The 23,274-nt window shown below is 67.9% G+C and carries 19 protein-coding genes; 7 read left to right on the top strand and 12 right to left on the bottom strand.

Annotated features, from left to right (window positions below):
* Positions 1–69: 69 nt before the first annotated feature.
* The 4 genes from ACZ7PG_RS29365 to ACZ7PG_RS29380 all read right to left on the bottom strand — a co-directional run bounded on the left by ACZ7PG_RS29365 (position 70) and on the right by ACZ7PG_RS29380 (position 5,733).
* Entirely contained in the window at positions 70–2,586 is a 2,517-nt protein-coding gene (locus ACZ7PG_RS29365) for a CHAT domain-containing protein (RefSeq protein WP_470242273.1), read from the bottom strand.
* Between the two features lie 461 nt (positions 2,587–3,047).
* A complete protein-coding gene (locus tag ACZ7PG_RS29370; RefSeq protein ID WP_470242274.1) occupies positions 3,048–3,533 on the bottom strand; it encodes a hypothetical protein in 486 nt (161 codons plus the stop codon).
* Positions 3,530–4,105 carry an RNA polymerase sigma factor gene (locus tag ACZ7PG_RS29375; protein WP_470242275.1) on the bottom strand — a complete coding sequence of 192 codons (576 nt, stop codon included), beginning with the start codon at positions 4,103–4,105 and terminating at the stop codon, positions 3,530–3,532. The genes ACZ7PG_RS29370 and ACZ7PG_RS29375 overlap by 4 nt, the downstream gene beginning before the upstream one ends.
* Positions 4,102–5,733, bottom strand: a complete 1,632-nt coding sequence (locus ACZ7PG_RS29380; RefSeq protein ID WP_470242276.1) for a S8 family serine peptidase — start codon at positions 5,731–5,733, stop codon at positions 4,102–4,104. Before ACZ7PG_RS29380 ends, ACZ7PG_RS29375 begins: the two co-directional genes overlap by 4 nt.
* Before the next feature lie 192 nt (positions 5,734–5,925).
* Between ACZ7PG_RS29380 and ACZ7PG_RS29385 the strand changes: the two genes are divergently transcribed.
* The 4 genes from ACZ7PG_RS29385 (at position 5,926) to ACZ7PG_RS29400 (ending at position 11,993) form a co-directional block, all read left to right on the top strand.
* Positions 5,926–9,057 carry a SpvB/TcaC N-terminal domain-containing protein gene (locus ACZ7PG_RS29385; protein ID WP_470242277.1) on the top strand — a complete coding sequence of 1,044 codons (3,132 nt, stop codon included), beginning with the start codon at positions 5,926–5,928 and terminating at the stop codon, positions 9,055–9,057.
* Positions 9,058–9,747: 690 nt separating this feature from the next.
* On the top strand, positions 9,748–10,827 hold the full coding sequence (locus ACZ7PG_RS29390) for a hypothetical protein (protein WP_470242278.1): 1,080 nt from the start codon (positions 9,748–9,750) through the stop codon (positions 10,825–10,827).
* Positions 10,812–11,252: a hypothetical protein gene (locus ACZ7PG_RS29395; protein WP_470242279.1), complete on the top strand. Its 441-nt coding sequence runs from the start codon at positions 10,812–10,814 to the stop codon at positions 11,250–11,252. The genes ACZ7PG_RS29390 and ACZ7PG_RS29395 overlap by 16 nt, the downstream gene beginning before the upstream one ends.
* Positions 11,253–11,384: 132 nt before the next feature.
* Entirely contained in the window at positions 11,385–11,993 is a 609-nt protein-coding gene (locus ACZ7PG_RS29400) for a hypothetical protein (protein ID WP_470242280.1), read from the top strand.
* 99 nt (positions 11,994–12,092) lie between these two features.
* On the opposite strand, the gene ACZ7PG_RS29405 is transcribed toward ACZ7PG_RS29400, so the two are convergent.
* Both ACZ7PG_RS29405 and ACZ7PG_RS29410 read right to left on the bottom strand, forming a co-directional pair.
* Complete coding sequence (locus tag ACZ7PG_RS29405) at positions 12,093–12,686, bottom strand: hypothetical protein (protein WP_470242281.1); 594 nt, start codon at positions 12,684–12,686, stop codon at positions 12,093–12,095.
* 110 nt (positions 12,687–12,796) lie between these two features.
* Entirely contained in the window at positions 12,797–13,360 is a 564-nt protein-coding gene (locus ACZ7PG_RS29410; protein ID WP_470242282.1) for a hypothetical protein, read from the bottom strand.
* A gap of 341 nt (positions 13,361–13,701) precedes the next feature.
* Here ACZ7PG_RS29410 and ACZ7PG_RS29415 point away from each other — a divergent pair, with 341 nt between their 5' ends.
* Complete coding sequence (locus tag ACZ7PG_RS29415) at positions 13,702–14,823, top strand: pentapeptide repeat-containing protein (protein WP_470242283.1); 1,122 nt, start codon at positions 13,702–13,704, stop codon at positions 14,821–14,823.
* A 43-nt stretch (positions 14,824–14,866) separates the two neighbouring features.
* Here the strand turns inward: ACZ7PG_RS29415 and ACZ7PG_RS29420 are convergent, their stop codons facing one another.
* The 4 genes from ACZ7PG_RS29420 to ACZ7PG_RS29435 form a co-directional block, all read right to left on the bottom strand.
* The gene (locus ACZ7PG_RS29420; protein ID WP_470242284.1) at positions 14,867–15,058 is read right to left on the bottom strand and encodes a hypothetical protein; all 192 of its coding nucleotides are present in this window, start codon (positions 15,056–15,058) and stop codon (positions 14,867–14,869) included.
* A 36-nt stretch (positions 15,059–15,094) separates the two neighbouring features.
* Positions 15,095–15,595 (bottom strand): hypothetical protein, encoded by a 501-nt coding sequence (locus tag ACZ7PG_RS29425; protein ID WP_470242285.1) that lies wholly within the window; start codon positions 15,593–15,595, stop codon positions 15,095–15,097.
* The gene (locus ACZ7PG_RS29430; protein WP_470242286.1) at positions 15,558–16,082 is read right to left on the bottom strand and encodes a hypothetical protein; all 525 of its coding nucleotides are present in this window, start codon (positions 16,080–16,082) and stop codon (positions 15,558–15,560) included. The genes ACZ7PG_RS29425 and ACZ7PG_RS29430 overlap by 38 nt, the downstream gene beginning before the upstream one ends.
* Positions 16,083–16,287: 205 nt before the next feature.
* A complete protein-coding gene (locus tag ACZ7PG_RS29435) occupies positions 16,288–17,166 on the bottom strand; it encodes a sigma-70 family RNA polymerase sigma factor (RefSeq protein WP_470242287.1) in 879 nt (292 codons plus the stop codon).
* A gap of 150 nt (positions 17,167–17,316) precedes the next feature.
* Here ACZ7PG_RS29435 and ACZ7PG_RS29440 point away from each other — a divergent pair, with 150 nt between their 5' ends.
* Positions 17,317–20,130 (top strand): alpha-L-fucosidase, encoded by a 2,814-nt coding sequence (locus ACZ7PG_RS29440; RefSeq protein ID WP_470242288.1) that lies wholly within the window; start codon positions 17,317–17,319, stop codon positions 20,128–20,130.
* Here the strand turns inward: ACZ7PG_RS29440 and ACZ7PG_RS29445 are convergent.
* Positions 20,119–20,739: a hypothetical protein gene (locus ACZ7PG_RS29445; RefSeq protein ID WP_470242289.1), complete on the bottom strand. Its 621-nt coding sequence runs from the start codon at positions 20,737–20,739 to the stop codon at positions 20,119–20,121. The two genes, ACZ7PG_RS29440 and ACZ7PG_RS29445, sit on opposite strands and share 12 nt — an antisense overlap.
* Before the next feature lie 67 nt (positions 20,740–20,806).
* Between ACZ7PG_RS29445 and ACZ7PG_RS29450 the strand changes: the two genes are divergently transcribed.
* A complete protein-coding gene (locus ACZ7PG_RS29450) occupies positions 20,807–21,964 on the top strand; it encodes a DUF2716 domain-containing protein (protein WP_470242290.1) in 1,158 nt (385 codons plus the stop codon).
* On the opposite strand, the gene ACZ7PG_RS29455 is transcribed toward ACZ7PG_RS29450, so the two are convergent.
* Positions 21,953–23,182 (bottom strand): S53 family peptidase, encoded by a 1,230-nt coding sequence (locus ACZ7PG_RS29455; RefSeq protein ID WP_470242291.1) that lies wholly within the window; start codon positions 23,180–23,182, stop codon positions 21,953–21,955. The genes ACZ7PG_RS29450 and ACZ7PG_RS29455 overlap by 12 nt on opposite strands.
* Between the last annotated feature and the right edge of the window lie 92 nt (positions 23,183–23,274).

Here is a 23,274-nt window from a genome sequence, read left to right on the forward strand (position 1 = left end):
GGGGATGCGCCGCGATGGGGTCGATCACCCGAAAGCAACCCCGCCGGGGGCCAGACGTCAAAACAGATGTCAGCTTCGGCCGAAGCAGACGAACGGCATCAGCGGTTCCGCCTGGGCCGCGTCGGCCAGGGCACGCGCAGGGGGCGTGCCCGCCGAGAGCGCCCGGTGGTAGGCCAGCATCACGCCGCCGGCCGTGCGGTCGTCGACCCGCGCCACGCTCGAGACGACCGTCCGGCTCCCGCCGTAGAGCAGCGCCGCCGTGAAGCCGAGGACCTCGTCGCCGTCGCGGACCACCGCCTGGCCGACGTCGCACGAAGACAGCACCACCTGCTCGGGCGCCGTCGAAAGCTGCTGGACGTCGTAGGCCATCAGCGGCCCGTCGGCCAGGTTCAGCCGGGAGAACAGCACGTTCTCCTGTTCGTGGTGGCCGTGGGCGGCGAAGTGCGCGAGGCGGCAGCCGTCGAACGCCTTGAGCGTCGCCGAGACCGTCGCGTCCGCGCCCGTCAGCACCTCGGCCTCCGGGTAGAACGGCGCCAGCAGCGAAACCTCGTCCTCGGCGTGGGTCAGGTCCGAGCCGGCCACCAGCAGCGGCGCCCCGGCCGCCCGGCGCGGACGGCGGCCCGCGTCGAGCCAGGCCGACGACGACGGCGTGACCGTCACCGGACGCCCGCGCAACGTCGGCAGCAGGCCCCACGGAATCGCCGAAAGCGCACCCGTCGGCACGACGACGACGTCGAGGTCGCCGAGCCGGGAAGCCAGCGGTGCCAGCAGGATCCCGTCCAGCGCGGTGACCTGCGTGCGCACCGAACGGCGGATGACCTGGTCGAGCTGCGGCGGCAGCTGACGCCCGCACAACGCGTCGAGGTCACTGTGCAGCCGCGCGACCGGTTCGGCGACGGCCGACGCCGGGCCGAGTTCGATCAGCGCCACCCGGTGGTTCGCGATCACCTGCGCGCACAACGCGCCGTGGTCGGCGAGGAAGCAGACCATCGCGCTGCCGGTCTCCGCGAGCTCGTCGCCGACCTCGCGCAGCTTCGCTTCCGGGTGGTCGACGTCGGTGCCCTCGGCCTGCCAGCCCTTGGCGCGGATCTCGCGTTCCAGTGCGGCACAACGCTTCACGGCCTGGGTGTCCGGCTTCCCGGACAGCTCGCCCGCGCGGATCTGCATCGAGAGGTACCGCAGCTCGGCGACGGCGTCGACGGTCTCGGGGTGCGCGGGCGGGCGCACCGGCCGGAAGCGGAACGCCTGCGCGCGCGAGCGGTCGAGCCACCGGAAGACGACGCCGGGCGAGCGCTGGGCCAGCGCGGCGGCGAGGCCGGCGTCGGCGAGCTCCTTGCCCAGCGACGTCGTCGCGGTCTGCAGGTCGATGCTGCCGAACCGGCCGCGGTGGCGCTCCAGCTGCGTCAATCCGGCTCGCGCGTTCGCGAAGGTGATGCGCCGGTCGCCGCTCGCGGCGCCGAGCTCGGCCAGTGCGAGCCGCCGCACCAGGCGGTTCTCCAGCGGCGCGGCCCGGCGGTCGCGCGCGGCGATGCCCGCGCGGGCGCCGTCGAGGTCGCCCAGGACGATGCGCGCGCGGGCGGCCAGGAGCGCGGCGATTTCGGCGTCGTTGCGCAGGCCCAGCCCGGTGAGCCGGCCGGCCAGCGCGGTCGCTTCGGTGGCGACGCGGGCGATCCGCCGTCCGGCCGCGAAGTCCGCGCGCAGCACGGTCAGCTGCGCGACCGCCGCCCAGGTTTCGTTGCCCCGGCGGCGAAAGCGGCGTTCGGCGCGGCCGGCCCAGCTCCGCGCGGTCGACGGCTCGCCGCTCGCCAGCGCGGCCAGGGCGCGGGTCAGCTCGGCTTCGGCGTGTTCCTGGTTCATCCGCAGCCGCGGGAACAGTTCCAGCGCGGCGTCGAGCTCGGCGGCGGCCTCCTGCGGCAGCCCGCCCGCGAGCAGCGCGCGGGCCTTGTCGACGGCCAGCACCGGCAGCATCCCGACGCTCTGTTCGGCGTAGAACCCGCTCGCCGCGTCGAAGTCCCGCAGCGCGCCCGGGATGTCGCCGGTGAGCACGCGGGCCTGCCCGCGCCCGTGCGCGGCCTTGGCGAAGATCCGGGCCAGGCCGTCTTCTTCGGGCTGGCCGGCACCGATCTGCTCGCACTGGTCGAGATCGGCGAGCGCGAGCCGGACGCGCCCCGCGTACTGGTGCAGCATCGCGCGGTTGAGCAGCGTCCGCGCGAGCACGACGAACTCGCCGGCCTGCCGCAGCAGGGGGATCGCTTCGTCGAAGCACGTGAGGGCTTCGTCCATCCGGCCGATCAGGATGAAGACGAGACCCCGTTGCTGACGCAGGATCCCGCGCCCGGCGTCGGACACGAGGACGTCGGCTTCGTCGAGCAGCGCGAGCCCGCGGGTGCTGTTGCCCAGCGCGGTTTCGACGGCGGCGTACGTGCCGAGCACGCGCGTGGCGAGGTCGGGCCAGGACGGCCATTCCGGCGGCGGTCGCGTGGCCGGCAGCCCGAGAAGCCGTGCGGCGGACCGGATCAGGCGGCCGCCGACCACGGGCTGGCCGTTGTTGGTCGCCGCGACCGCACGCCGATGCAGGTCGCGCACCCGGTCTTCCGCCCTCGGCGACGCGACCACAAGCTGCCCTTCCGGCCGGGGCCGTCCTCCTCGGCCGAGAAGGACGTCCCGGATCGTACCTCCGGGCTCGGGTGGTCCGGGAGTTCTCGCCGGATGGGCAGACTGCCGCGGCTGGTCGTGAGTGAGAAACAGTGTTCTAACCCTGTTTCTCACTCACGACCAGCCGCGGAAGACTCAGAGTTCGATCGCCGTGTGGTCGCTCGCCGCCGCCAAGCCCCGCGCCGCAACCGGACCGAGGCCCGCGACGCGATGGCCGTGCTCACCACCCCGACCGGCCGAGGTGCGGGCCGCCGGGCCCAAGAGCACCGGCGGCCGCTCGCCGCCGACACCGCCGCAGCCGCTCGCACTCGCCGAACCGAGACCAGCACGAACCGGCCGGCGCCCCTCGCGCAGCGAAGCCGCGACCCGCCAACAACCGAACCCCGCCGCCGTCAGAGTTCGATCGCCGGCGTGCTCACCGTCCTCGACCGGCCCGCGGTCCGCACCAGCACCTGCACCATCCCGTGCGGTACCGCGCTCACCGCGAACCGCCCCTCCGAGTCCGATGTGGTCGTCAGGGGGCCGTTCGCGGTGCGGACCTCGATCGGGTGCTCGGCCGGCGGGGTCAGCCAGCCGTCCAGGCGCATCGTCCCGCTGGGCTCGGGGCTCACGTTCACCATGATCGTCAAGCTTTCGCTGTCGAACGTGATGAGCCGCCCCTGCTCCGCCGCACTGCGCGCGACGGGCATCCCCTCCTGTTCCCGGATGCGCATCACTTCGAGGTCGACGTCCTCCAGCTGGATCGCGAAGCGGATCTGCTCCACCAGCGTGGCGGGCATCGGGTCGGCGTCTTCCCACAGCTCGCGCAATCCGGTCAGCAGCCGGAAGTCGAGCTCGTCCAAGGGCTCGTTCGCGCCGGGTGGTTCGACGGTGGTCACAGCCAATCTCCTTCGCCGTTGGCGAGTAGCTGCTCGCGCAGGCGCGCGAGGCAACGTCCCCTTGTCGGGCCGATACTCCCCCTCGGCATTCCCAGCCGGGCGCCCACTTCGGCGTAGTCCGGCCGGTGCACGAACGCCACGATCCGCAGCAGGCTGCGGCAGCGTTCGGGCAAGGTGTCGACCGCACGCCACAAACGAGCGCGCTGGTCGTCGCGCAGCACCCCCTCCTCGGGTGCCGGTGACGCTTCGGACAGCCGCTCCGGAAGCTCCGGCAGCGGCCGCTCGACCTGGCGTTTTTCCCCAGCCCGCCAGGCCTCCCGCTTCGTCACGGTGATCAGCCAGCCGGTCAGCGCGACCGGCGAGCGGATCTCCGCGAAGGAGCCGAGCAGGCGCAGCCACGTCGTCTGCACGACGTCGGCGGCCTGATCGGCGTCCAGACCCTGATCACGCGCGACCTGCCAGAGCAGCGGCGTGAGCAGGGAAACCAGTTCGTCCAGCGCCGCGCGGTCGCCCTCCCGCGCGGCGTCGAACAGTGCCGCTACCCGGCTGTGGTCGGTCTTGGCCACGGTCACAGCGAGCCCAGCGCGGTCCAAGCGCGCTTGACGACGGTGTCGCGGTCGACCGTGGCCAGATCGCCGGACTGGAACAGGGCCTTGGCGATCTCCGCGGCGGCGAGCGGCGCGGCGAACGACGTCCCGTCCCAGACCGCGAAGCCGGCGCTGTAGTCGTCCGGGTCGAAGGAGTTGCGGCCGGGCAGCTCGTGGTCGGCGGCCGCGCTGCCGCGGACGTCGGTCGGGTACGTGCTGACGACGCCGGCGCCGGTCGCCCAGCACTTCACCCACGGGCCTTCGTTGGAGAACAGCGCCTTGCTGGTGCCGACGTCGGGGTTGAGCGCGCCGACGCTGATCACCTGCGGGCCGCAGCCGGTGCCGAGCGGCTGGTCGGCGAAGGCCGCCGGGTAGAAGCGGCGGGTGGTGGCGTCGTTGCCCGCGGCCGCGACGACGAGCACGCCCAGGCCGAGCAGGTCGGCGATGGCCGCGCCGAACTGGCCGGTGAAGGCGACGTCGGCCGGGTCTTCGACGTAGTAGCCCATCGAGATCGAGACGACGTCGACCATGTCCTGGGGCCGGTTGTTCGCCTGCGCGTTCCGGACGCGGTCGGCGAGCAGGTGCAGCGCCAGCAGCACGTCGGCCTCGTACGCGACGCCGTCGCTGTGCACGACGCGGATCGCGAGCGTGTCGGCTTCGGGGCAGGCCTGCCGGATGATGCCGGCGATGAACAGGCCGTGCCCGGTGTCGGTGTCGACGTCGCCGATCAGCGGCTGGCCGGTCGTCGGCGCGTCCCAGTAGTCCTCGAGGAACTGGGTCGGCAGCGTGGTGCCGGAGTCCTGCTCGGCCTGCAGGATCGCGGCCTGGATGCCGGGGGCGACGGTGAGGCCGGAGCCGGCGGGCGGCGGGCCGCTGCGGTCGGCCATCCCGAACCAGCGGTGCGGGCCGATGCCGGTGTCGAGCACGGCGACGACCGGGCGCCGGTGCGCGGGCTTCTTGCTGCGGTAGGGCGGGTCCGCGGCGAGCGTCACCGGGATCCGGTTGGCGCCGTGGGTGCGCCCGTACGAGCTGCCCGCGCCGAACCCGCTGGTCTCCCACGGCGTGCCGCCGAGGCCGCTGGTCTCCCACGGCACCCCGCCGAACACCGGCGAGGTGAAGAGCAGGTGCTCGACGGAGACGTTCCGGACGATCTCCGGGTCGATCTCGGGCTTCTCCCCCGAAGCGGCCGACCGCAGCAGCTGCAGCGCCTTCCAGCAGTCGACGACGACGGGGTCGGAGTCCTCGCGGACCTGCAGCAGGGCGCGGACGGGCAGGTCGTCGAGCTGGCGGGCGCGGCCGTAGCCCTTGCTGTCGTCACCGCGGTCGGCCGGCACGGCGTAGATGCCGATGCGGGCGAGCACGCGGTTGATCGCGCCCAGGCTCTCCTGGTCGCGCAGGTACCGGTTGGGGAGCAGGAAGGTGCCCGGCCGGTAGACGGTGGTGCGCGGGACCGGCTGCCCGGCGGCGACGACCGCCGTCGCCGGGTCGAGCACCCGCGCGCCGTGCCGGTCGAGCAGCTGCCTGGGCGGGGTCGGGAGCTCGTTGAGCGTGCTCGCGTCCTCCGCCGCTGCTGCCGCTGCCGCGGTCTCGTCTCGCACGAACTTGACGACCATCGGGTCCACCCTCCGCCATTGATCACTGATGGCACCCGGGAAAGACCGGTGAGCCGCCACCGGGATACGACACGGACATCACGAATGGGTAACGACGACGGCAAACGGGTGACGACGTATCTGGCGGGACCACCTCACCCACTTGGCCGTCCGTAGGTCACGGATCGAACGGATCGAGTCGGGGAGATCAGCATGGTTCCGCTCCGGGTGAGCGCGCAGGAGGCAAGCCGGCCCGCGCCGGCGCGGGGGCTGGGCGGTGTGTTCACGCCGGAACCCGCGACCGGCGGGGGCAGCTTCGCCGTGCCGCTCGACCTGCCACCGGGTCCCGGCGGCGTCGCGCCCGCGCTGGTGCTGCGGTACACGACCGGCGCGCCGAACGGCGCCTTCGGCGGCGGGTTCGCGCTGCCGCTGCCGCACGTCCGGCTGGCCGGCGGCCACGCGCGCGCCGGTGACGAGGGCCGGCTCGCCCGCCGGGGCGACGGCTTCGTGCTGACCACCCGGTCGGGGGTCCGGCACGTCCTCGGCACGACCGACGGCGGCCGGGCCGCCGGTTCCGCCTGGTACCTCGAACGGACCGAGGACGCGTTCGGCAACGCCGTGGCGTTCGACTGGGCGCACCACACCGGGCAGGCGTACCTCGCGCGGGTGTCCTACGGACCGTACGAAGTGGACTTCACGTACGAGCCGCGGCCGGACGTCCTGCGCTGGGGCCGCAGCGGCACCCTCGTGACGACGGCGCTGCGGTGCGCCCGGGTCGACCTGCGGGTGCCCGCGGACGCGCGGCCGCTCGTCCGGCGCTGGCGCTTCGGCTACGACGAAGACGACTTCACCGGCGCGTCCCTGCTGACGTCGGTCGCGCTCACCGGGTTCGACGCGCACGGCGCCGAGGCGGCCGCGCCGATGCTGCGGCTGGCCTACGCCCGCACGGAACCGCCGGCCCCCCAGCGGGTCCAGCGCGCCGCGAAAGCGCGGACCGGCGGCAGTGTGCTGCTGCTCGACGACGCCGTGCCGTACTTCTCCCTGGAGGCCGCCGGCCTGCCGCGCACCGGGCGGCTGAGCGAGATCGACAACGGGATCGGGCTGCGCACGTCGGTCGAGTACGCGACCGTCGAGACGGTTCCGGTCGTCCGGCGCGTCACGCGGCGCGAAACGGTCACCGGGCAGGCCGGCGTGACCGAGTTCGAGTACCACGACAGCCGGACCGCCGGCTTCGGCCGCGTCGTCCAGGACGAGCTCGGCGACGAGTACACGCCCACGCTGCGGACCGTGCGCTGGTTCGGCGACGGCGGCCTGCTGGACAAGGAAGAGATCTACGGACTCGACGGCTCCGACGAAGAGGATCGGCCGTACCGCCGGGTGGAGCACGCTCGCCGTCCTCAGTGGACGCGTTCGGTCGCGACCGTCTTCGAGCGCCGGGAGCGGCCGGTCTCGGTCACCACGACGGAGACGGCCTTCGACGCCGCCGGCAACCCCGTGCGGGAGGTCGAGACGACCAAGCGGCCCGGCCGCGAACCGGCCGTCCGCGAGACGCGCACGACGTACGCGACCGCCCCCGAGCGCCGGTTCATCGCGCTGCCCGCCCGCGTGCGCGAGCTGGACGGCGGCGGGAAAGTGCGGTCCGACAAGGTGTTCCGCTACGACGAGCGGCCCGACGGCAGCGCCGGGTCCCACGGCCTGCTCACCGCGCGGGAGGAGCTGGTGCTCACCGACGCGCTCGTCGCCGACGTCTACGGCTCGCACCCGCCGGACTTCCGCCACCACGGCTACCACCGGCGGCCCGGCGAGGACGGCTGGTGGACGACGACGTTCCACGGGCGGCTCGACACGGTCGCCGGGCTGCGCACCACGACGACCGGCCCGCACGGCCACACCCACGAGGTGCGCTACTCCGCCGACCGGTGCTTCCCCGAGGTCGTCTCGGACCCGCTCGGGAACGTGACGTCGACGCGGTACGACGTCCGCACGGCGCGCGTGTGCGAGGTGGTCGACCCGGCGGGCGCGGTGACCACGGTGACGCTCGATCCCCTGGGGCGTCCCGAAACCGTGGTGCGGCCGGGCGACTCGGCGGACCTGCCGACCGTCCGGTACCGCTACGACGGGGCGCGGGTCACCACCGAGCAGCGGGCGGTGTCCGGCGAGGCGGAGGTGCTCGTGACGGCGGAGCTGCGCGACGGCGCGGGCCGGCTGCTGCAGCGCCGGCACGCCGAGCTGCTCGGCGACGTCGTCGACGAGCACCACGAGTACTGCGCGCGCGGCCTGGTGTGCCGCACGAGCCGGGCCTTCCGCGACGGCGAGCGTCCGGTCGCTCACGAAGAATTCCGCTACGACGCGCTGGGCCGTCCGCTGAACGGCGAAAGCCCTGAAGAGCACCCTCACGGTGTGCGGGACCTGCTCGGGCGGGAGCTGCGGGACGCCGAGGGCGCGGTGCACGCGCGGGACGCCGCCGGCAACCCGGTCGAGACGCGGACGGCGGGCGGCCACACGGTGTACCGCGTGCACGACGCGGCCGACCGCGTGGTGGCGGTGCTGGTCGACGACCCGGGCGGCACCCCGGTCACGACGTTCACCTACCACGACGGTGGGCTCCCGGTGCCGCTCGAAGCGGGGCCGCACAGCTGCGGACGGCTGGTGCGCGTCGCCGACGAATCCGGCGTGACGCTGTTCGGCTACGACGCGCTTGGCCACCCGGTCGAGCGGCGCTGGCGGCCGGCGCACGTGGCCGTCGAGTACCGGCTGGACGTCGTGCGCCGCGCGGACGGGCGACTGTCCGAAGTGGTCTACCCCGACGCCGGCGACGGGCGGCTGACCGTCCACCACCAGTACGACGAGGTCGGGCGGCTGGTGAGCGTGCCCGGTTTCATCGACTCCGTCCAGTACGACCTGAACGGCCGCCGCACCGCGGTGCACCACGCGAACGGCGTCAGCGAGCTCTTCGCCCCGGTGCACGTCATCACGGGCCCGGGCGGCCTGCTGCACGAGGTCGTGGCGCGGGAGCCGGGGGAACCGCGGGCGGGCAGCGAGATCCGCGACGCGTTCGGCCGGCTGCGCGGGGTCCACGGCGACGACGGCGTCAACGCGCTGTACGGCTACGACCACAGCGGCCGCCGGGTCCGCACGCTGATCACCAACGGCACGCGCATCCACGAGGTCCTGACCCCGGACGACCTGTACGCGGTCGAGGACGGCGAGCTGGTGGCCGTGGTGGCGGGCACGGTCCGCCGCTACGCGGACGACCGCCGGCACCACCTGCACTTCGACACGGCCGACACCATCGCCCTGGTCACCGACGAGACCGGCGCGATCGTGAGTGGGAAACAGGGTTAGAGCCAATTACTTTTTGACTACCTACCTGTGACCTGAGGAACCTGGGTCGACACGTCTCACGTCGAGCAGGTGTCCTTGACTGTCGAACTCGCTCGCTCAACCGGGGGTGTTGTACAACGCCCCCGGTTGAGCCGCCTTCGGAGCTACCCAAGGTAGCGGTGCTAGATCGACGCAGAAAGCTGGGCGACTCACCCACGCATGATGCGGCAATCTAGTTGGCAATCACGGTCGCACGGTGGAGCATCGACACATGAAGCCTCCAGACACACCAGAGGGTGACCACCTAATAGGCGAGACCCAAAGATCTACGCTGCAGTGTTTCGTACAGTATCGCCGGTTCGCTTTAAGCCTGAAGACGTCTTCGAGGCATGGGTTATCGGAGTACCTGAATGCAGCGGCCCGGTGCGAGTTCAGGCCCGAACCCGCTGGGTTGATGAGGGGCATGAAAGTCCCACACCTCGTGAGCTGTGGATTGACGTACGCGGCCCAGTCTCAACGTTGGATCACGCCGGTAAGCAATTCGAACGCCTCGCAATTCACCTTGCCCACATTGCATCTTTCGTCGCGAACATTGCCTCGGGTACGCCCGAAGTGCACATCATCTATGATGCAACACCTGAGTCTACGTCGCGTGAGTTCTTAGAAGTGTTCATCCCGGACGAAAGTGGAGGAATACGCGAGGGACGCATCGTGGACGTGCACGAGCTTCAACAGTTCTTCCCAACACAACAGGATTCATCTCCGGATGCACGAATGGGATCAGCAATCTACAAGTATTGCCAAGCGCTCGCACGCTGGAGGCTGAGTGAAGAAGCTCTAGCACTATCTTTTCTGTATATGGCCGCAGAAACATTGACCAAATCCATAATTCGCTCTCACTGTAGCAAGTATCAGCTAACGGAGATTGAACTTGCAGCCAGAAATGGCATTGATACATCAGTAGCTGACAAGTGGAAGCATCCCCTTGATGTTTGGGCAAGACGCGATGTCATATTCGACGGCGACAAAGAAGTCTATCGAGAAGCGAGATATGCCAGTGACGGCATGGAGCATGGCTTTCTGACACTCGACGAGGTTCACGCAAGAGCAATAGCGGTGACCGCTCGCACTTTTAACTATGTGCGCCGTGCAATACTCCGCATAGTTGGGGTTACGCCGGAAGATTTTCCTGAGCTATACGAACGTCACCCTAAAGATGTTGAATCGATTCGCAAGGTCATCCGAGGGCGATTCGAAGGCGACGGAAGCGATCCAGCGCCAGAGAATCTCGAATACCCGATGCTCACTTGGCACTCGCGCGTCGATTCATTTAAGCGTGAAGGCGGAGCGTTCAAACTCTCACTAAACGAAAAGTACACCGCACAGTGTTCACCTTCTTACACTTTTACAGGAACTGGCTTCGAGCTTCGAGGGCGAGTCGAGCCGGGACGCCCTGCGCTAGAAACTATAACGACACTGACATTGTCGCAGGTGTCGCCCACGGAAAAAACACATCTAGACGATGCGCTCAATTTACTAAGAGCAACCCTCGCCTTCGCTTCAGAAACTTTCCAAGCCGGTCAGACTCGAGGGTTCTCTGCACGCAAGGAGCAGGCGGTCGCAATTTTCATCGAGAGTATTTCCCTGGCGGAGTCGATCGAACTGCTAGTTAAAGATCGACGCCCCATCGAAGCGGCAATCCTCCTTCGGTCAATCTTCCTCGGTGCGAGCCGTTTGCAATCTCTGGCGATAAGCAAAACCCTGACGGAGTTGCGTTGCGATTGCGACTAGATGCCGTCGGACATTTTGCCCAGATTGCCGGCAACATGGAGGCGGTCGCCGAACTTGAACGGAAAGCGCAAGAACTCGCAAGAGAAGAAGGCTTTGAGATACCGAGCACGGCCCCTCCGCTCACCGAATCGGGCTACTTCAGAGAGAGCGAGGAGCCCTTGCGATATACGGAATTACTTGCTCGTGGCGACGGGTTTGCGGGTGCGATGCATATGACTGGAAACAAAGACGCGGAAACTCTAGAGGCAAGTACGCAGATAAATGAAGGCGACCATGCAGAGACCGTCGCATTGAATACTGCGGAAGCTCTGCTGATTGCAACCGGAGCGCTTGCGGCATCCTTGAGCTGGCAATACGACTCAGCCAGGGCCGAGGCGCTGACTTTCAAGGGCAAGGTGATTGCCGAAAAACTCGATCAAAGCTGACTGGCTATCCTTAATGGGCAACGAGGCGCCCAGCACGCCCGCGGAGGGTCCACCTGGGCCAATTGGCCGCTACCGACGCCGTGTGTGAGATTGCTAGCCACGCTGACGTAATATGTGGACCCGTGGTGGTGGGTGCTGCTGGCTGGGGTCGCGGTGATCGGTGCCGGAGTGGCTGCGCTGGTGATGTTGCGGCTACGGGTGCGGCGCTGGCAAACGTTGGGAGCGCTGACGCTGGGGGTGTTGATGGTCGCGGCGGGATGGGTAATGCTGGAAGTGGACTCCGCCCGCCACGCCCGCCAAACACAACAGGAACTGAATCAGGCCCACGATGAGGCCGTGGCCCGGATCTTGCCCCGGAGCCCGGCGAGCATGGTCGACTTTCTGGCGGAACGGATCGCACGCCCGACACCAGACGCGATCGCCGACGCGTGTTTCGTCTTCGCGCCCGCCGCCGGGCACCAACTCGCCGACGCCCGGCACGTGCCTAACTGCCCGGCCGCTATCCGCGCGATGGCCGCAGAGGTCACGGCGGCGGGCGACTACGTGAACAACCTCTACCTCTCCGGGCAGGCGTCCCGGTCCAACCCGGACGGCACGTTGTCGGTGGACGCGTGCCACCTGGATTTCAGCGGAATGACCGACGACACGCCGCACGCGAACCCCGGGCCACAGATCGGGTGGTTGACGCTCGCGCAGCAACGGGGGCAAGGGAACCTGATCGTTGGCTACCGCTCGTGCTGAGCTGACCTAAGCCCCCGCCGCGCGTACAACTGACAACGTTGGCTTTATCAGGGTGATAAGCCACTGTCGTCGGTTAGGTCGCCAATCAAACATGACTCCTCACACGACAGAATTCCCATTAGGATTTGCCATAAGCCGGATCCTCTCTTTATGCCCATCCATCACCCTTTTCAGCTCTCGATGATGTGCATGAGTAGCACGGATTTTGAACGAAGGAACCAATAGCAACCATTTCACGCAGATCATAATGAGAAATAATTCTGAATATTGACTTCGGAGGAGTTTCCGCGCGACACCCGCTATCGCGTCGCGATTTTCCTTTATCTCTGTTATGTGCTCACCACTTTCGATCGTTTCCAGCGTTACGATCAGGGTCGAGCGAACAGAATATATCGCGTCGTGACAGACCTTGCGAGTCTTGCCACGGCAGCGAATTCTGGCAATCAACGCCAAATGTTTTGTGCATGTATCGATATCCTCGCGAAGTTGAATCTGACTCGGCCCATCGATGGTGGCCGAGCTAGTGATATGCGAAGCACTTATATCAAGACTGACAATAAGATCGCGCTTATCTCGCGCTGCCGAGACAATTCGATCCTTTCGCACCTCAAGATAGGGTCGAAGCAGCACGTCCATTACCAAGGTAATTGTTGCGGCAGTTATAGCGCTGATGATCGCCGCTTGCACGTTCACTGATTTACACCCCGAATCTACCGTTCGCCCAGGTTGATCCGCTCGTCGTCGCCTACTCTTGCCCAGCTTAGGTCACTGCGATGCGTGACGGTGAGAGCGCACGAGGAGCACTAACCTCCTCCATAACTAGACCTCTTCGCGTCGAAATCTCTTCCTTCTGAACCCAGATCTCTTCGCATGAGGTGCAGCAGTTTCCCATGCTTGTCTACATCAATCGCCACGTGCCATATCTCGTCTGCGCGCACTTCATTTCTCGAATGAAATACGTGATTCACCATCTTGAGAAAAGTAAGAATGTCACTGGATATTTCTTCGAGCACGCCTGTAACTTCTACCGATGCGATTAGTGCCGCCGAAACGCTCAGTTCGGGGATCTTCCGAAATGTCTGAATGAGGGCAGTTATCGCGTTTTCCTGATCTTCGGAAAGTTCGACAACGGCGACCATATCGTGGATCGCGTGCAGGCTCCTGAAAATCTCTAAGTAGAGTTCCTGACGTGCGTCATAGAGTAACTTTCTGCGTTCGAGATCAGATTTGTGTTCGATCTCAAGGTTTAGCCGCTCGTTGGTCTTCCTATTTGTATGGTGGGCCACTAGCCATGACGTGACCAGCGTGAGTGCGCCAGTGAGCGCAACCGAGGTGAGGGTAAACCACCAAGGTGTATTATTTGGCACAGCTAATTTCCCCTCGGCTAGGCGACAAACGCAAGAACCTTCAGATTAGCCGACGAGGGCCGCCGGCTGCTTGGAGATCCGTGCTACCCCGACCGTTGGGTCTCCCCCTTGCTGGATGTTGTCAATAGGAAGCCGTGCGGGGCGGCCTGCGGTGGCCGACTCGGACACGTTCGGGTTGAACGCACGGAAGCCGGACCGGTAGGACGGGTCTACGTAGAGTAGTGTCCCGGCAGAGTGCGTCAGTGAGCAAGTTTGGTTTCTGCACCGCTTTCCGATCATTGATAGATCAGAGATCCACGCATTTCATGACAAATGATCGATGTAGGGTGTAGCATACTTTAATGACGCGCTTAAAATCTGCCCATATTCGCCGATCTGCACACGGCGCGATGTCGATTTCGGTTCTGGCCGTGATTGTCGGAACTTGGAGCCATTGGTGGCCGGGCTGGCTCGCCGTTACACGTTGGTGGGCATCGTGGTGGTGGGTGTTACTGGCAGTCGTTGGCCTGACTGTAGGCACTATTCTCGGATCGGTCGCCCGGCGACGGGGGACAGCGGAAGCGAAAGGGTGTGTAAAATCAATTAAATCTTGGTCTTCGGTATCCGGAATTCGCGGCTTAGTTATTCAACCGGGCTCTACCGTGGAAAGATCAAAACAAAATCCTGATGGGCAGTTTAGGTGGTCGGTTGTAACTACTGGAATCACCTGTCTGACCCTGGTTGGCGGCATGGTGCTCGAAGTTAATTCGCAGTCAGCCTCCGAAGAAAACCGGTTCTACGACCGTTTTTCGGCGGCAAACTCGCAAGTTGGAATGGTTGGGTCTGAACATTTGGAGAATAGGGTGGGCGGAATCTACGTGCTTGAGCAACTTGCTCGCGACCAGCCTCAACATCAGTCCGTGGTAGTGGAGCGGCTTTCGACCTTCGTGCGCGACAGCTTGCCAAAAGCGGATCTAGATTCCGGACGACGCGACGAGTGTAAGATTCCCGGCTACTCGAAAGGTGCCCCCTTGAGTTCTGATGTTCAGGCTGCATTGAAGGTGCTCGGCCGACGAAATCAGACGAACGATAATGGTTCTTTTGTAGACCTAAGGGGCGTTCAGCTGGCTGATACCGACCTGGAAGGCGTACATCTTGAGGGCGTTGACCTCTCGTATGCAAACCTTGACGGGGCAAACCTTATGGGTGCAATTCTCATGAATGCACATCTCACACGGACAAGCCTTGTATGCGCATCCTTGATAGATGCAAACCTTCGACATGCAGAAATCGATGAATCAGACCTGACTGAAGTGGACTTTAGGGGAGTTGCACTAGACGATGCGAGGGTTTCTTGGTCCACACTTAATGGCAGTAACTTCATGTATGTGGATCACAACGACGGGACATTGATTATTGATTTAGGCTCACATGATGTCCAGGGGCGTTGGTGGCAAATATTTCACATGGGCGAAGTGGTATAGGGTAAGATCGGCAATTGGCGAAGGCGACCCGTCCCCGATCAGGTCATGGTAGGTAGCGCGGTCGTGTCGGCTGGTTGGGCTCGACGCGAACGCGTTTCGGGTTGAACGTGCGGAACCCCGTCCGATCAGAGGGGTCCACGTAGAGCGTGTCCCGGCCAAGCGCATCGGCGAGCATCGCGCGTTTTTCGCCGATGTCGGCGGCGTCCCACTTCTCGGCCGCTTCCTCACGGCTCATCGCCTCTGTGGGGCCTTCCGGGTTTCCCCCAGCCAACTACTCCCGCTCGGCCTCCAACCGCGCCAGATCGGCGACCAGCGGCTCGTTTGCCCGGTCGAACGCCTTATCGGTCATCTTCCGCGCGCCCCACTTCGCCGCGATCGCTTCCTGCCGCGCCTCACACTCGGCGATCTCCCGGTCAACCTGCGCGAGCCGGTCGGAGATCCGCGCCCGGACGGCCTTGATCGCCGCCGCATGGGTCTTGTCCGACATCCGGGCGATCACCATTCCCCGAATCTCCCGGTCCACCGACCGCACATCAGCAGCGACCTTCCCGCACCCGCCGCGTGCCTTCGTGCACGCGTACTGCCGCCGCCGGGTCCCGTCCGGGTACTCCCCGACGTGCGGACGCCCGGACAGCTTCTTGCCGCACCCCGGGCACGTCGCGATACCCGACCCGACGTAGGACAGCCCCGGCCGCCGCCCCCGCGTCCCCCCGGCAAACAACGCGCGCAACCGCTCAAACTCGCCCGGATCGACGATCGGATCGCCCGGCATGTGCCCGACGATCGCGCCGTCGTGCTCGATCAACCCCGCATTGCGCGGCCGCAACAGCAGCGCTTTTGACCTTCGCCGGTACCCACTCGCCCCCGGTGGTCGTGCGCAACCCGGCCGCATTCCACTCGGCGCACAACTGGCGCTGTGACACCCCGGCCAGCACCGCCGACGTTCCCGCGCGCAACGCGGCTCGCTCCCGCTCCACCAGCGCCGCCGGAACCTGCGCCCGGGTGTCCTTGCCGTCCTTATCCAACGCCGCTTCCCGGGAGACGGTCCGGTCCAGACCGGGAAACCCGAACGTGCGTCCTTGGTGGTGCGGAATGCCCTTCCGTCGCAGCACGTCGAACCGACGGGAGATCCGCTGCGACGCCTCATCGGAGTTGCGCTGATTGTGCGCCACTTCCTGCCGCAACTGGAACCGGTCGTTGTAGTCCGACAGGTCATACCGACCGTGTGACGACGCGACCGTGAACGAGTCGAACCCCAACCGCGTGATCACGTCGCGGTTGTCGGCGTGCTGAGTCTCGCACTTCTCCAGCTTCCCAGCCTGGTTGCGGGACAGCCGGGCGAGGAGTCCAAGATCGACTGTCGGCCGTCCTGACCTGCGTTAACCTGGTGTGAGTGGGCCATGCGACCACGGTAGGTCGTCAGGTGACGGTTGGTTAGAACACTGTTTCCCACTCACGACAGCCTCAGTCCAGCACCGCCAGGTCGAGCCGCTCGAGCCGCGCCGGATCCGCGAGGATGTCGATCTCCACGATGCGCCCGCCGGCGACCGTGAAGCCCAGCACCGAGAACGGCCGCCCGTCGCGGGTGCCGACCACGCCCGCCGCGCCGTTGACCAGCGCCCGGCGGACCGTGCCGCCGCCCGCGCCGAGGCGGGAGAACGTCAGCGCCTGGTTCGCCACCGCCGCCGGGCCGCGCACCTCGACCGAGCCGCCCGTCGCACCGCGGTCGGCGCGCAGCACGACCTCCGGGTCGAGGACCGAGACCAGCGCGTCGAAGTCACCGCCGCGGGCCGCCGCCAGGAAGGCGTCGACGACTTCGCGCTGCCGGGCCAGGTCCGGGTCCGGCGCCACCGGGGCGCCTTGGACCCGCCGCCGGGCCCGGCTCGCCAGCTGCCGGGTCGCCGCTTCGGACCGGCCGACGATCGGCGCGATCTCCTCGAACGGCATCGCGAACATGTCCCGCAGCACGAACGCCAGCCGCTCGCCCGGCGTGAGCGTGTCGAGCACGACCAGCAGCGCGAGCCCGACCGAGTCCGCCATCAGCGCCTGGTGCTCGGGGCCGACGTCGTCGCGACTGATGATCGGGTCGGGCACCAGGACGTCCCACGGCTCCTCGCGCCGGGCCTTGCGCGAACGCAGCATGTCGAGGCAGACGCGGCCGACGACCGTGGTCAGCCAGCCACCCAGGTTCTCAACGGCGGCCGAGTCGCTCCGGCTCAGCCGCAGCCACGACTCCTGGACGGCGTCCTCGGCCTCGGTCAGCGAACCCAGCATCCGGTAGGCGACGGACCGCAGGTGGTCGCGGTGGGTCTCGAAGCTCTCGGCCAGCAGATCGTCGTTCACGGGTCGTCCTTTCGCGTACGTCACCACCTTGACGTATCGCGCCGGAGGATTGTGACAGATCGGACGACTGGGTACCGCTGAGCGGTATCCACCCTTGACGTACGATATATGACCGCATAATCATCGGATCTCTCCGACGAAGGAGTGGCCATGAGAGTCCGAGCCTGCCTCGCCGCGGTCATCGTGCTGCTGGCGAGTCTGGTCACCCCCGCGAACGCCGAACTGTTCAACCCGCGCCAGGACTGGCTGCGGGCGTCGACGGCCGGGCTGTTCCTGCACTGGGGGATGTTCACCGCGCCGCGGCACACCGACTGCGCCGCCTGGGAGCACGACGTCACCGCCGGCGGCTGGACGCCGGACTACTGGATCGACGAGGCGACGAAGCTCGGCGCGTCCTACGTCGTCCTCACCACCTTCCACAGCCGGCTGGGCTACGCGCGGCCGTGGCCGTCGAAGGTCCCCGGCAGCTGCTCGACGCAGCGCGACTTCCTCGGCGAGCTGATCGCCGCCGGCAAGGCCAAGGGCGTCCGCGTGATGCTCTACATGACCGACGACCCCCAGTGGCACAACGAAACCGGCCACGAGTCGCTCGACTCGGCCGCCTACTCGGCGTACAAGGGGCACCCCGTCGACCTGACGACGCGTCCGGGCTTCGGCGAGTTCAGCTACGACCTGTTCGACGAGGTCATGGACCGCTACTCCGACCTCGCCGGGTTCTGGATCGACAACGACAACGAGTACTGGGAGCAGCACGGGCTCTACGAGCACATCCGCGAGAAGCGGCCGTCCTGGTTGCTGAGCAACAACAACGAGGACACGCCCATCATGGACACGGTCAGCAACGAGCAGAAGACCGGCATGACGCCGTCGTACGACTACCCGCAGGCGATCTACACGCCGATGCCGCGGCTCACCGAGGCCGACTACAAGCTGCCGACCAACGGCGACTGGTGGTACAGCGGCGGCGACCAGGCCGTCGACGTCCGGCTCTCCACCGGCCGCTACATCACGAACGCGGGCTCGTCGATCAAGTCACTGATGGCCGAAACCGCCATGCTGAACGGGAAGTTCCCGCCACAGCAGGAGGCGTTCAACACCTTCATGGCGTCCTGGACGCAGCCGATCAAGGAGTCGCTGCAGGGCACCGAAGGCGGCGGATACATGTACGGCGGCATGCAACCCGGCTTCTGGAACGACGGCGCGCACGGCGTGATCACCGTCAAACCCGGCGCGAAGACGCAGTACGTGCACGTCGTCACGCGGCCGTCGACGAACCTGGTCCGCCTGCGCGACAACGGTTACCGCGTCACTGGAGTGTCCGACGTGCGCACCGGCAAGCCGATGAAGTTCGCCCAGTCCGGCGGCTATCTGTCCATTCTGGACATCAAGGACTGGGACACCTACGACACGGTGTTCAAAGTGGACACTGCCGGTCAGCAGTACTTCTACGACAAGAGCACGATCAAGGCGACCGCGTCGGCCTCGGCGCCCGGACACCCCGCGGCGAACCTCGTCGACGGCAGCTACCTGAACTACTGGGACGCGGGTGGGCAGCAGCCGGTGTCGGTGACACTCGACCTGGGCAAGAAGCGCTCGACGGCGTACCTGGCGGTGCACGAGCGCGAGTCGTCGCCGACGGCCGCGCGCGAGTCCTTCGGGCGCGCCGAGGACTCCGCGCGGATCAAGGACTACCGCGTCTACGCCAGTGACGACGGGACCAACTGGGGCACGCCGGTCCGCACCGGCGCCCTGCCGAGCACCCGCGGCGTGCAGTTCGTCGACGTCGGCGAGGTGCACGCGCGGTACCTCAAGCTCGAGGTGCTGAACACGTGGTCCGGCCCGCAGGCCAAGCCGTTCTTCCACCAGCTCGCGCTCGACGAGATCGACGTCGCCTACGGCTACCCCGACCCCCGCGGCGAGGTGCCGCTGGAGGCGGAGTCGTGGCGCAACGGCTTCGAGGGCAAGGCGTCGCCGGTGTGGTGCGAGGCGTGCTCGGGCACGGCCGCGGTCACCGGGCTCGACCGCGGCGCGGTCACCTTCCGCGGCGTCCAGGCTTCGGGTCCGTCCCGGCTGCAGCTCGACACGACCGGGCCGGGCACGCTCGCGGTGAGCGTGAACGGCGCCGCGCCGATCACCGTCAGCGCTCCGGCGGCGATCGCCGTGCCGCTGAACGCCGGCGCCAACACGATCAAGGTGTCCGGGACCGTGGGTCTCGACCGGATCGCGGTGGCACCGCTGCCACCCGAGTCGTACACGCCCAAGACGACCTTGACCGTGGAACCCGCTGGTGTGCAATGGGTTTCGCCGGGTCAGCAAGCGCTGAAGGTCACCGCCTCCCTGCGGCTCGACGTCGACGATCCGCTCGACCAGGTCTCGCTGGCCCCGGTCGTCCCGGCGGGCTGGACGCTCGAGGGTGCCCCCGTGACCGCGTCGCACCTGCGGCTCGGTCAGGTCCTGAGTGGATCGTGGACGGTGACGGCCCCGGCCGCCCAGGACGTGACCATCCCGGTGACGGCGTCGTTCACGACACTCGGCCGCGCGAAGACGGTGAGCAAGCCGGTGCAGGTGAAGCAGCGCCCGGCCGACCGCGTGTTCATGCGCGAGGCGGAGGACTCGGCCAACGACATCGGCGACGCCGGCGTCACGAGCTGCTCACCGTGCTCGGGCGGGCAGAAGGTGCGCAACATCGGCGGCGGCGCGGGGGCGGCGGTGACGTTCCCGGCGGTGACGGTCGCCGCGGCCGGGCAGTACACGCTCTACCTCGACTTCACCGTGAACGGCGACCGGTCGTACTTCGTGTCGGTGAACGGCGGCGCGCCGGTGGAGGTGAAGGTCAGCGGCGTCGGCAACAGCACGCCGTACACCACGTCGGTCCCGGTGACGCTGAACGCGGGCGCCAATACGATCCGGATCGGCAACGACCGCGCGGGCGCTCCGGACCTGGACCGGATTTCACTGGGTTAGCTCCCTCAGCACCCGGGCCGGGTCGACGTCGACGGCACGGCCCGGGTCCCCGCCCGCCGCACTCCAGGCGACGGAGACCCACAGCTCGGCGTAGTCCCCTCGCTCGACCCCGGGCAGCTGCCAGGTGAGCCGCGCACCATCGGCCTCGACGGCATCGGCGAGCTGCCTCGACCAGTAGGGCGGCACGTGCTGCCCGTCCCGGGAACAGCGAAGCAGCTTTTCGGCATCGGGACCGCCGACGCTCACGACGGCGTCGGCGGTCTCGACGGTGAAGGTGCCATCGCCGGCCTGGACGTCCTCGGGTGGTGCGTCCAGCTCCGCCTGGACGGCGAACTCGCTGAGCGTTTCCCGGGCCAGGACGCGGAAGATCGTGGTCTCCCGGGTGACACCGGACTGCTCGGGGGCGGTGGTCCCGGAGAGCACGTCGAGCCGGACGGACCGGTGCCGCCACCGGCACAGCCGTGCACCCGAGTCGAGGCCCCAGGTGTGTTCGGGTCTCGCGGGCACGTCCCACCCACCGACCCGGACGGCGAACCGCACATCACCGAGCGGAGTGACGACATCGAGCGCCCGCGGAGGTGTCCGTGACAGGACTTCGGTGTCCAGCATGCAGTGATCCTTACCCCGCACCGAGAGCCCGTACACGAAGGTCACCCGTCCGTGGAAAATGGACAGCATGCTGAACGAGTTGCCCCGGCTCCCGCCGGTGGGCGCGGTGATCGAGCGGGACGGGCCGATCGTCCGGACGCACTACGGCACCCACGGCGAGGTGAGCCACGAGCCGCTGCCGGACGGCGACCTCGACGCGCTCGTCGCGCGGCAGGTCGAGGCGTTCGCGCGCCGGAACGAGCCGGTGGAGTGGCCGGTGTACGGCGACCCGCGGCTCGCCGAAGCCCTGCTCGTCGCGGGTTTCACGGCGGAGCCGGAACGCGCGTTGCTCGTCTGTCCGATCGGGACCGACACCACCCCGCTTCCCCGAATCGGCCACGACTGGCCCGCGCACCAGCGCGTCTCCGAACTGGCCGCCGAGACCGGCCCGCACCGCCGTCCGTACGCCGAGTTCCTCGCCGACGCGGCCCACCTGGACCGGTCGTCCGAGGTCGTCCTCGACGGCGATCGGGCCGCGTGGCTCGAAGAAATCGGTGACCGCATGGTCGTCGGCGGGATCACCGACCCCGGCTTCGCGGCGACGGTCGCCGGCCACGACTGGCGGGCGATGCCCCGCGTCGGCGAGGCCCATCCGGGCGTGCGGTCGCTGCTCGCGGAAGCCGACGGCGAACTGCGCGAAGCCTTCGAGGCGGCCGGGATGCGCGAGACCACCACCGTCACCCGGTACCGCTTGCCGTCCCCCGGCGAGCCCGCGCGGACCCGGCCGGTCCGCCGGCTGTTCTCCGAGCCGGAGCACGACGAGATCTGGGCCCGCTTCCACGAAAAGTTCGCCTTCCGGCCCGACACGAGGGCGTTCCCCGGCATCACCGAACCGGCGGGTTCGGCGACCTGGCACGTCGGCGACCTCGGCGACGCGCAGCTGGACGCCCTGTCCGACGTCGTCCACAAGGGACTGCGTGCCGTCGGCGAAGAGCTGTACTGGCTCGACTGGCACCACGCGGGGTACCGCTTCGACCCGGCCAGGGTCGACGGCGCCGGGCCGCGCTGGCCCGGCGCCGTCTTCCCGGACGGGGACTACCACATCTACCTCACGCGGGACCTCCGCCTGGGCACTTTCGGGCACCCATGGGAAGAAACCGTCTGCGTGTGGGGTGAGCTCCTCACGCGGATCGACGCCGAGCTGACCGTAGCGCTCGGCGAGCCGCTCCGGCGGTCAGAACCCTGAGGTCCCGTTGGGCGTGCCCAGGCCGGTCGGCCCGTCGTAGCCGGCACCCGCCGTGCAGAGGTAGGTCCCGCCGCAGCTGCCGTTCGAACCCGACGTCACGTCGTACAGCCCGCCGGTGTGGGCGTACGGGTACGACCCCGACGTCACCGCGGTGCCCGCCAGCGCGTACACGCTCGCGATCACCGGCGACGACAGGCTCGTGCCGCCGACCTGGACCCAGCCGTCCGCGCCCTGCGCGAGACCCAGGGACAGCAGCAGGTCGCAGAACGACGAGCTGCCGCAGCTGTTGTACGTGTCGTAGACCCCGAGCCCGGTGGCCGGGTCCGCGACCGCCGAGACGTCCGCGACCGTCCTCTTCGCACACGCGGTGTCGTGCTGCCACGCGGGTTTCGCCTCCAGCGCCGAACAACCGCTGCCGCTGCCCTTCCACGTCGTCTCGGTCCAGCCGCGCGTGGTGCTCGTGGACTTCTTCAACGTCGTGCCGCCCACCGCCGTGACGTACGGCGACGACGCCGGCCAGCTGACGCCGTAGCCGGAGTCACCGGACGACGCCGTGACCGCGATGCCGGGGTGGTTCAGGTGCGCGTCCGCGGCGAGGACCGTCGAGTCCTCGGTGCCGCCGTAGCTGTTGGAGATCGCCACCACGCCGGGCGTCGCCGCGGCCGTGTCGACCGCGGTCATCAGCGGGTCGGTGTCCGGGGAGTTGGCCTCCACCAGCAGGATCTTGCAGTCCGGGCAGGTCGCCGACACCGCGTCGAGGTCGAGGCTGATCTCCTCGGCCCAGCCGTAGTCGGGCGCCGGCAGCGGGCTCGCCGCGCCGTTCTGGTTGACCTTCTTGAAGCAGCCGTTGGCCGTCGTGCACGCGGAAAGCCCGCGGGCGGACCGGAACTTGGCCAGGTCGGCCTCCGCGGTGGGCGCGTCCTGGGCGTCGACGATGGCCACCGTGCGGCCGTTCGAGTGCAGGCCGCCGAGGTTGTACGCGGCCTGGATCTCCGCCGGCCCGTAGCCGACCGGGGTGGACGTGACCAGCGGGCCGTTGCCCTTCGGCGAGCGGATCGCCTTGCCGAGGCAGTGCATCTTGCCGGACGTGGCACAGCCGAAGTTCACGACACCGCCGCTCTGCAGCGGCGTGGCTTCGGCGGTCGAGGTGGCCACCGTCAGCGGGGCCGTGATCAGGGAGAGGACGACGAGGGACCGGAGCAACCGTGGAGGCGCCATTGCCTACTCCTCGGTAGGGGACGAGGTGTGGCACGGGATCGTCGCATGTCACTCGTTCGTGGTCACCCGCTCGATGGATGTTTCTCGGTTCA

The organism is Amycolatopsis sp. NPDC114504, assembly GCF_055633595.1.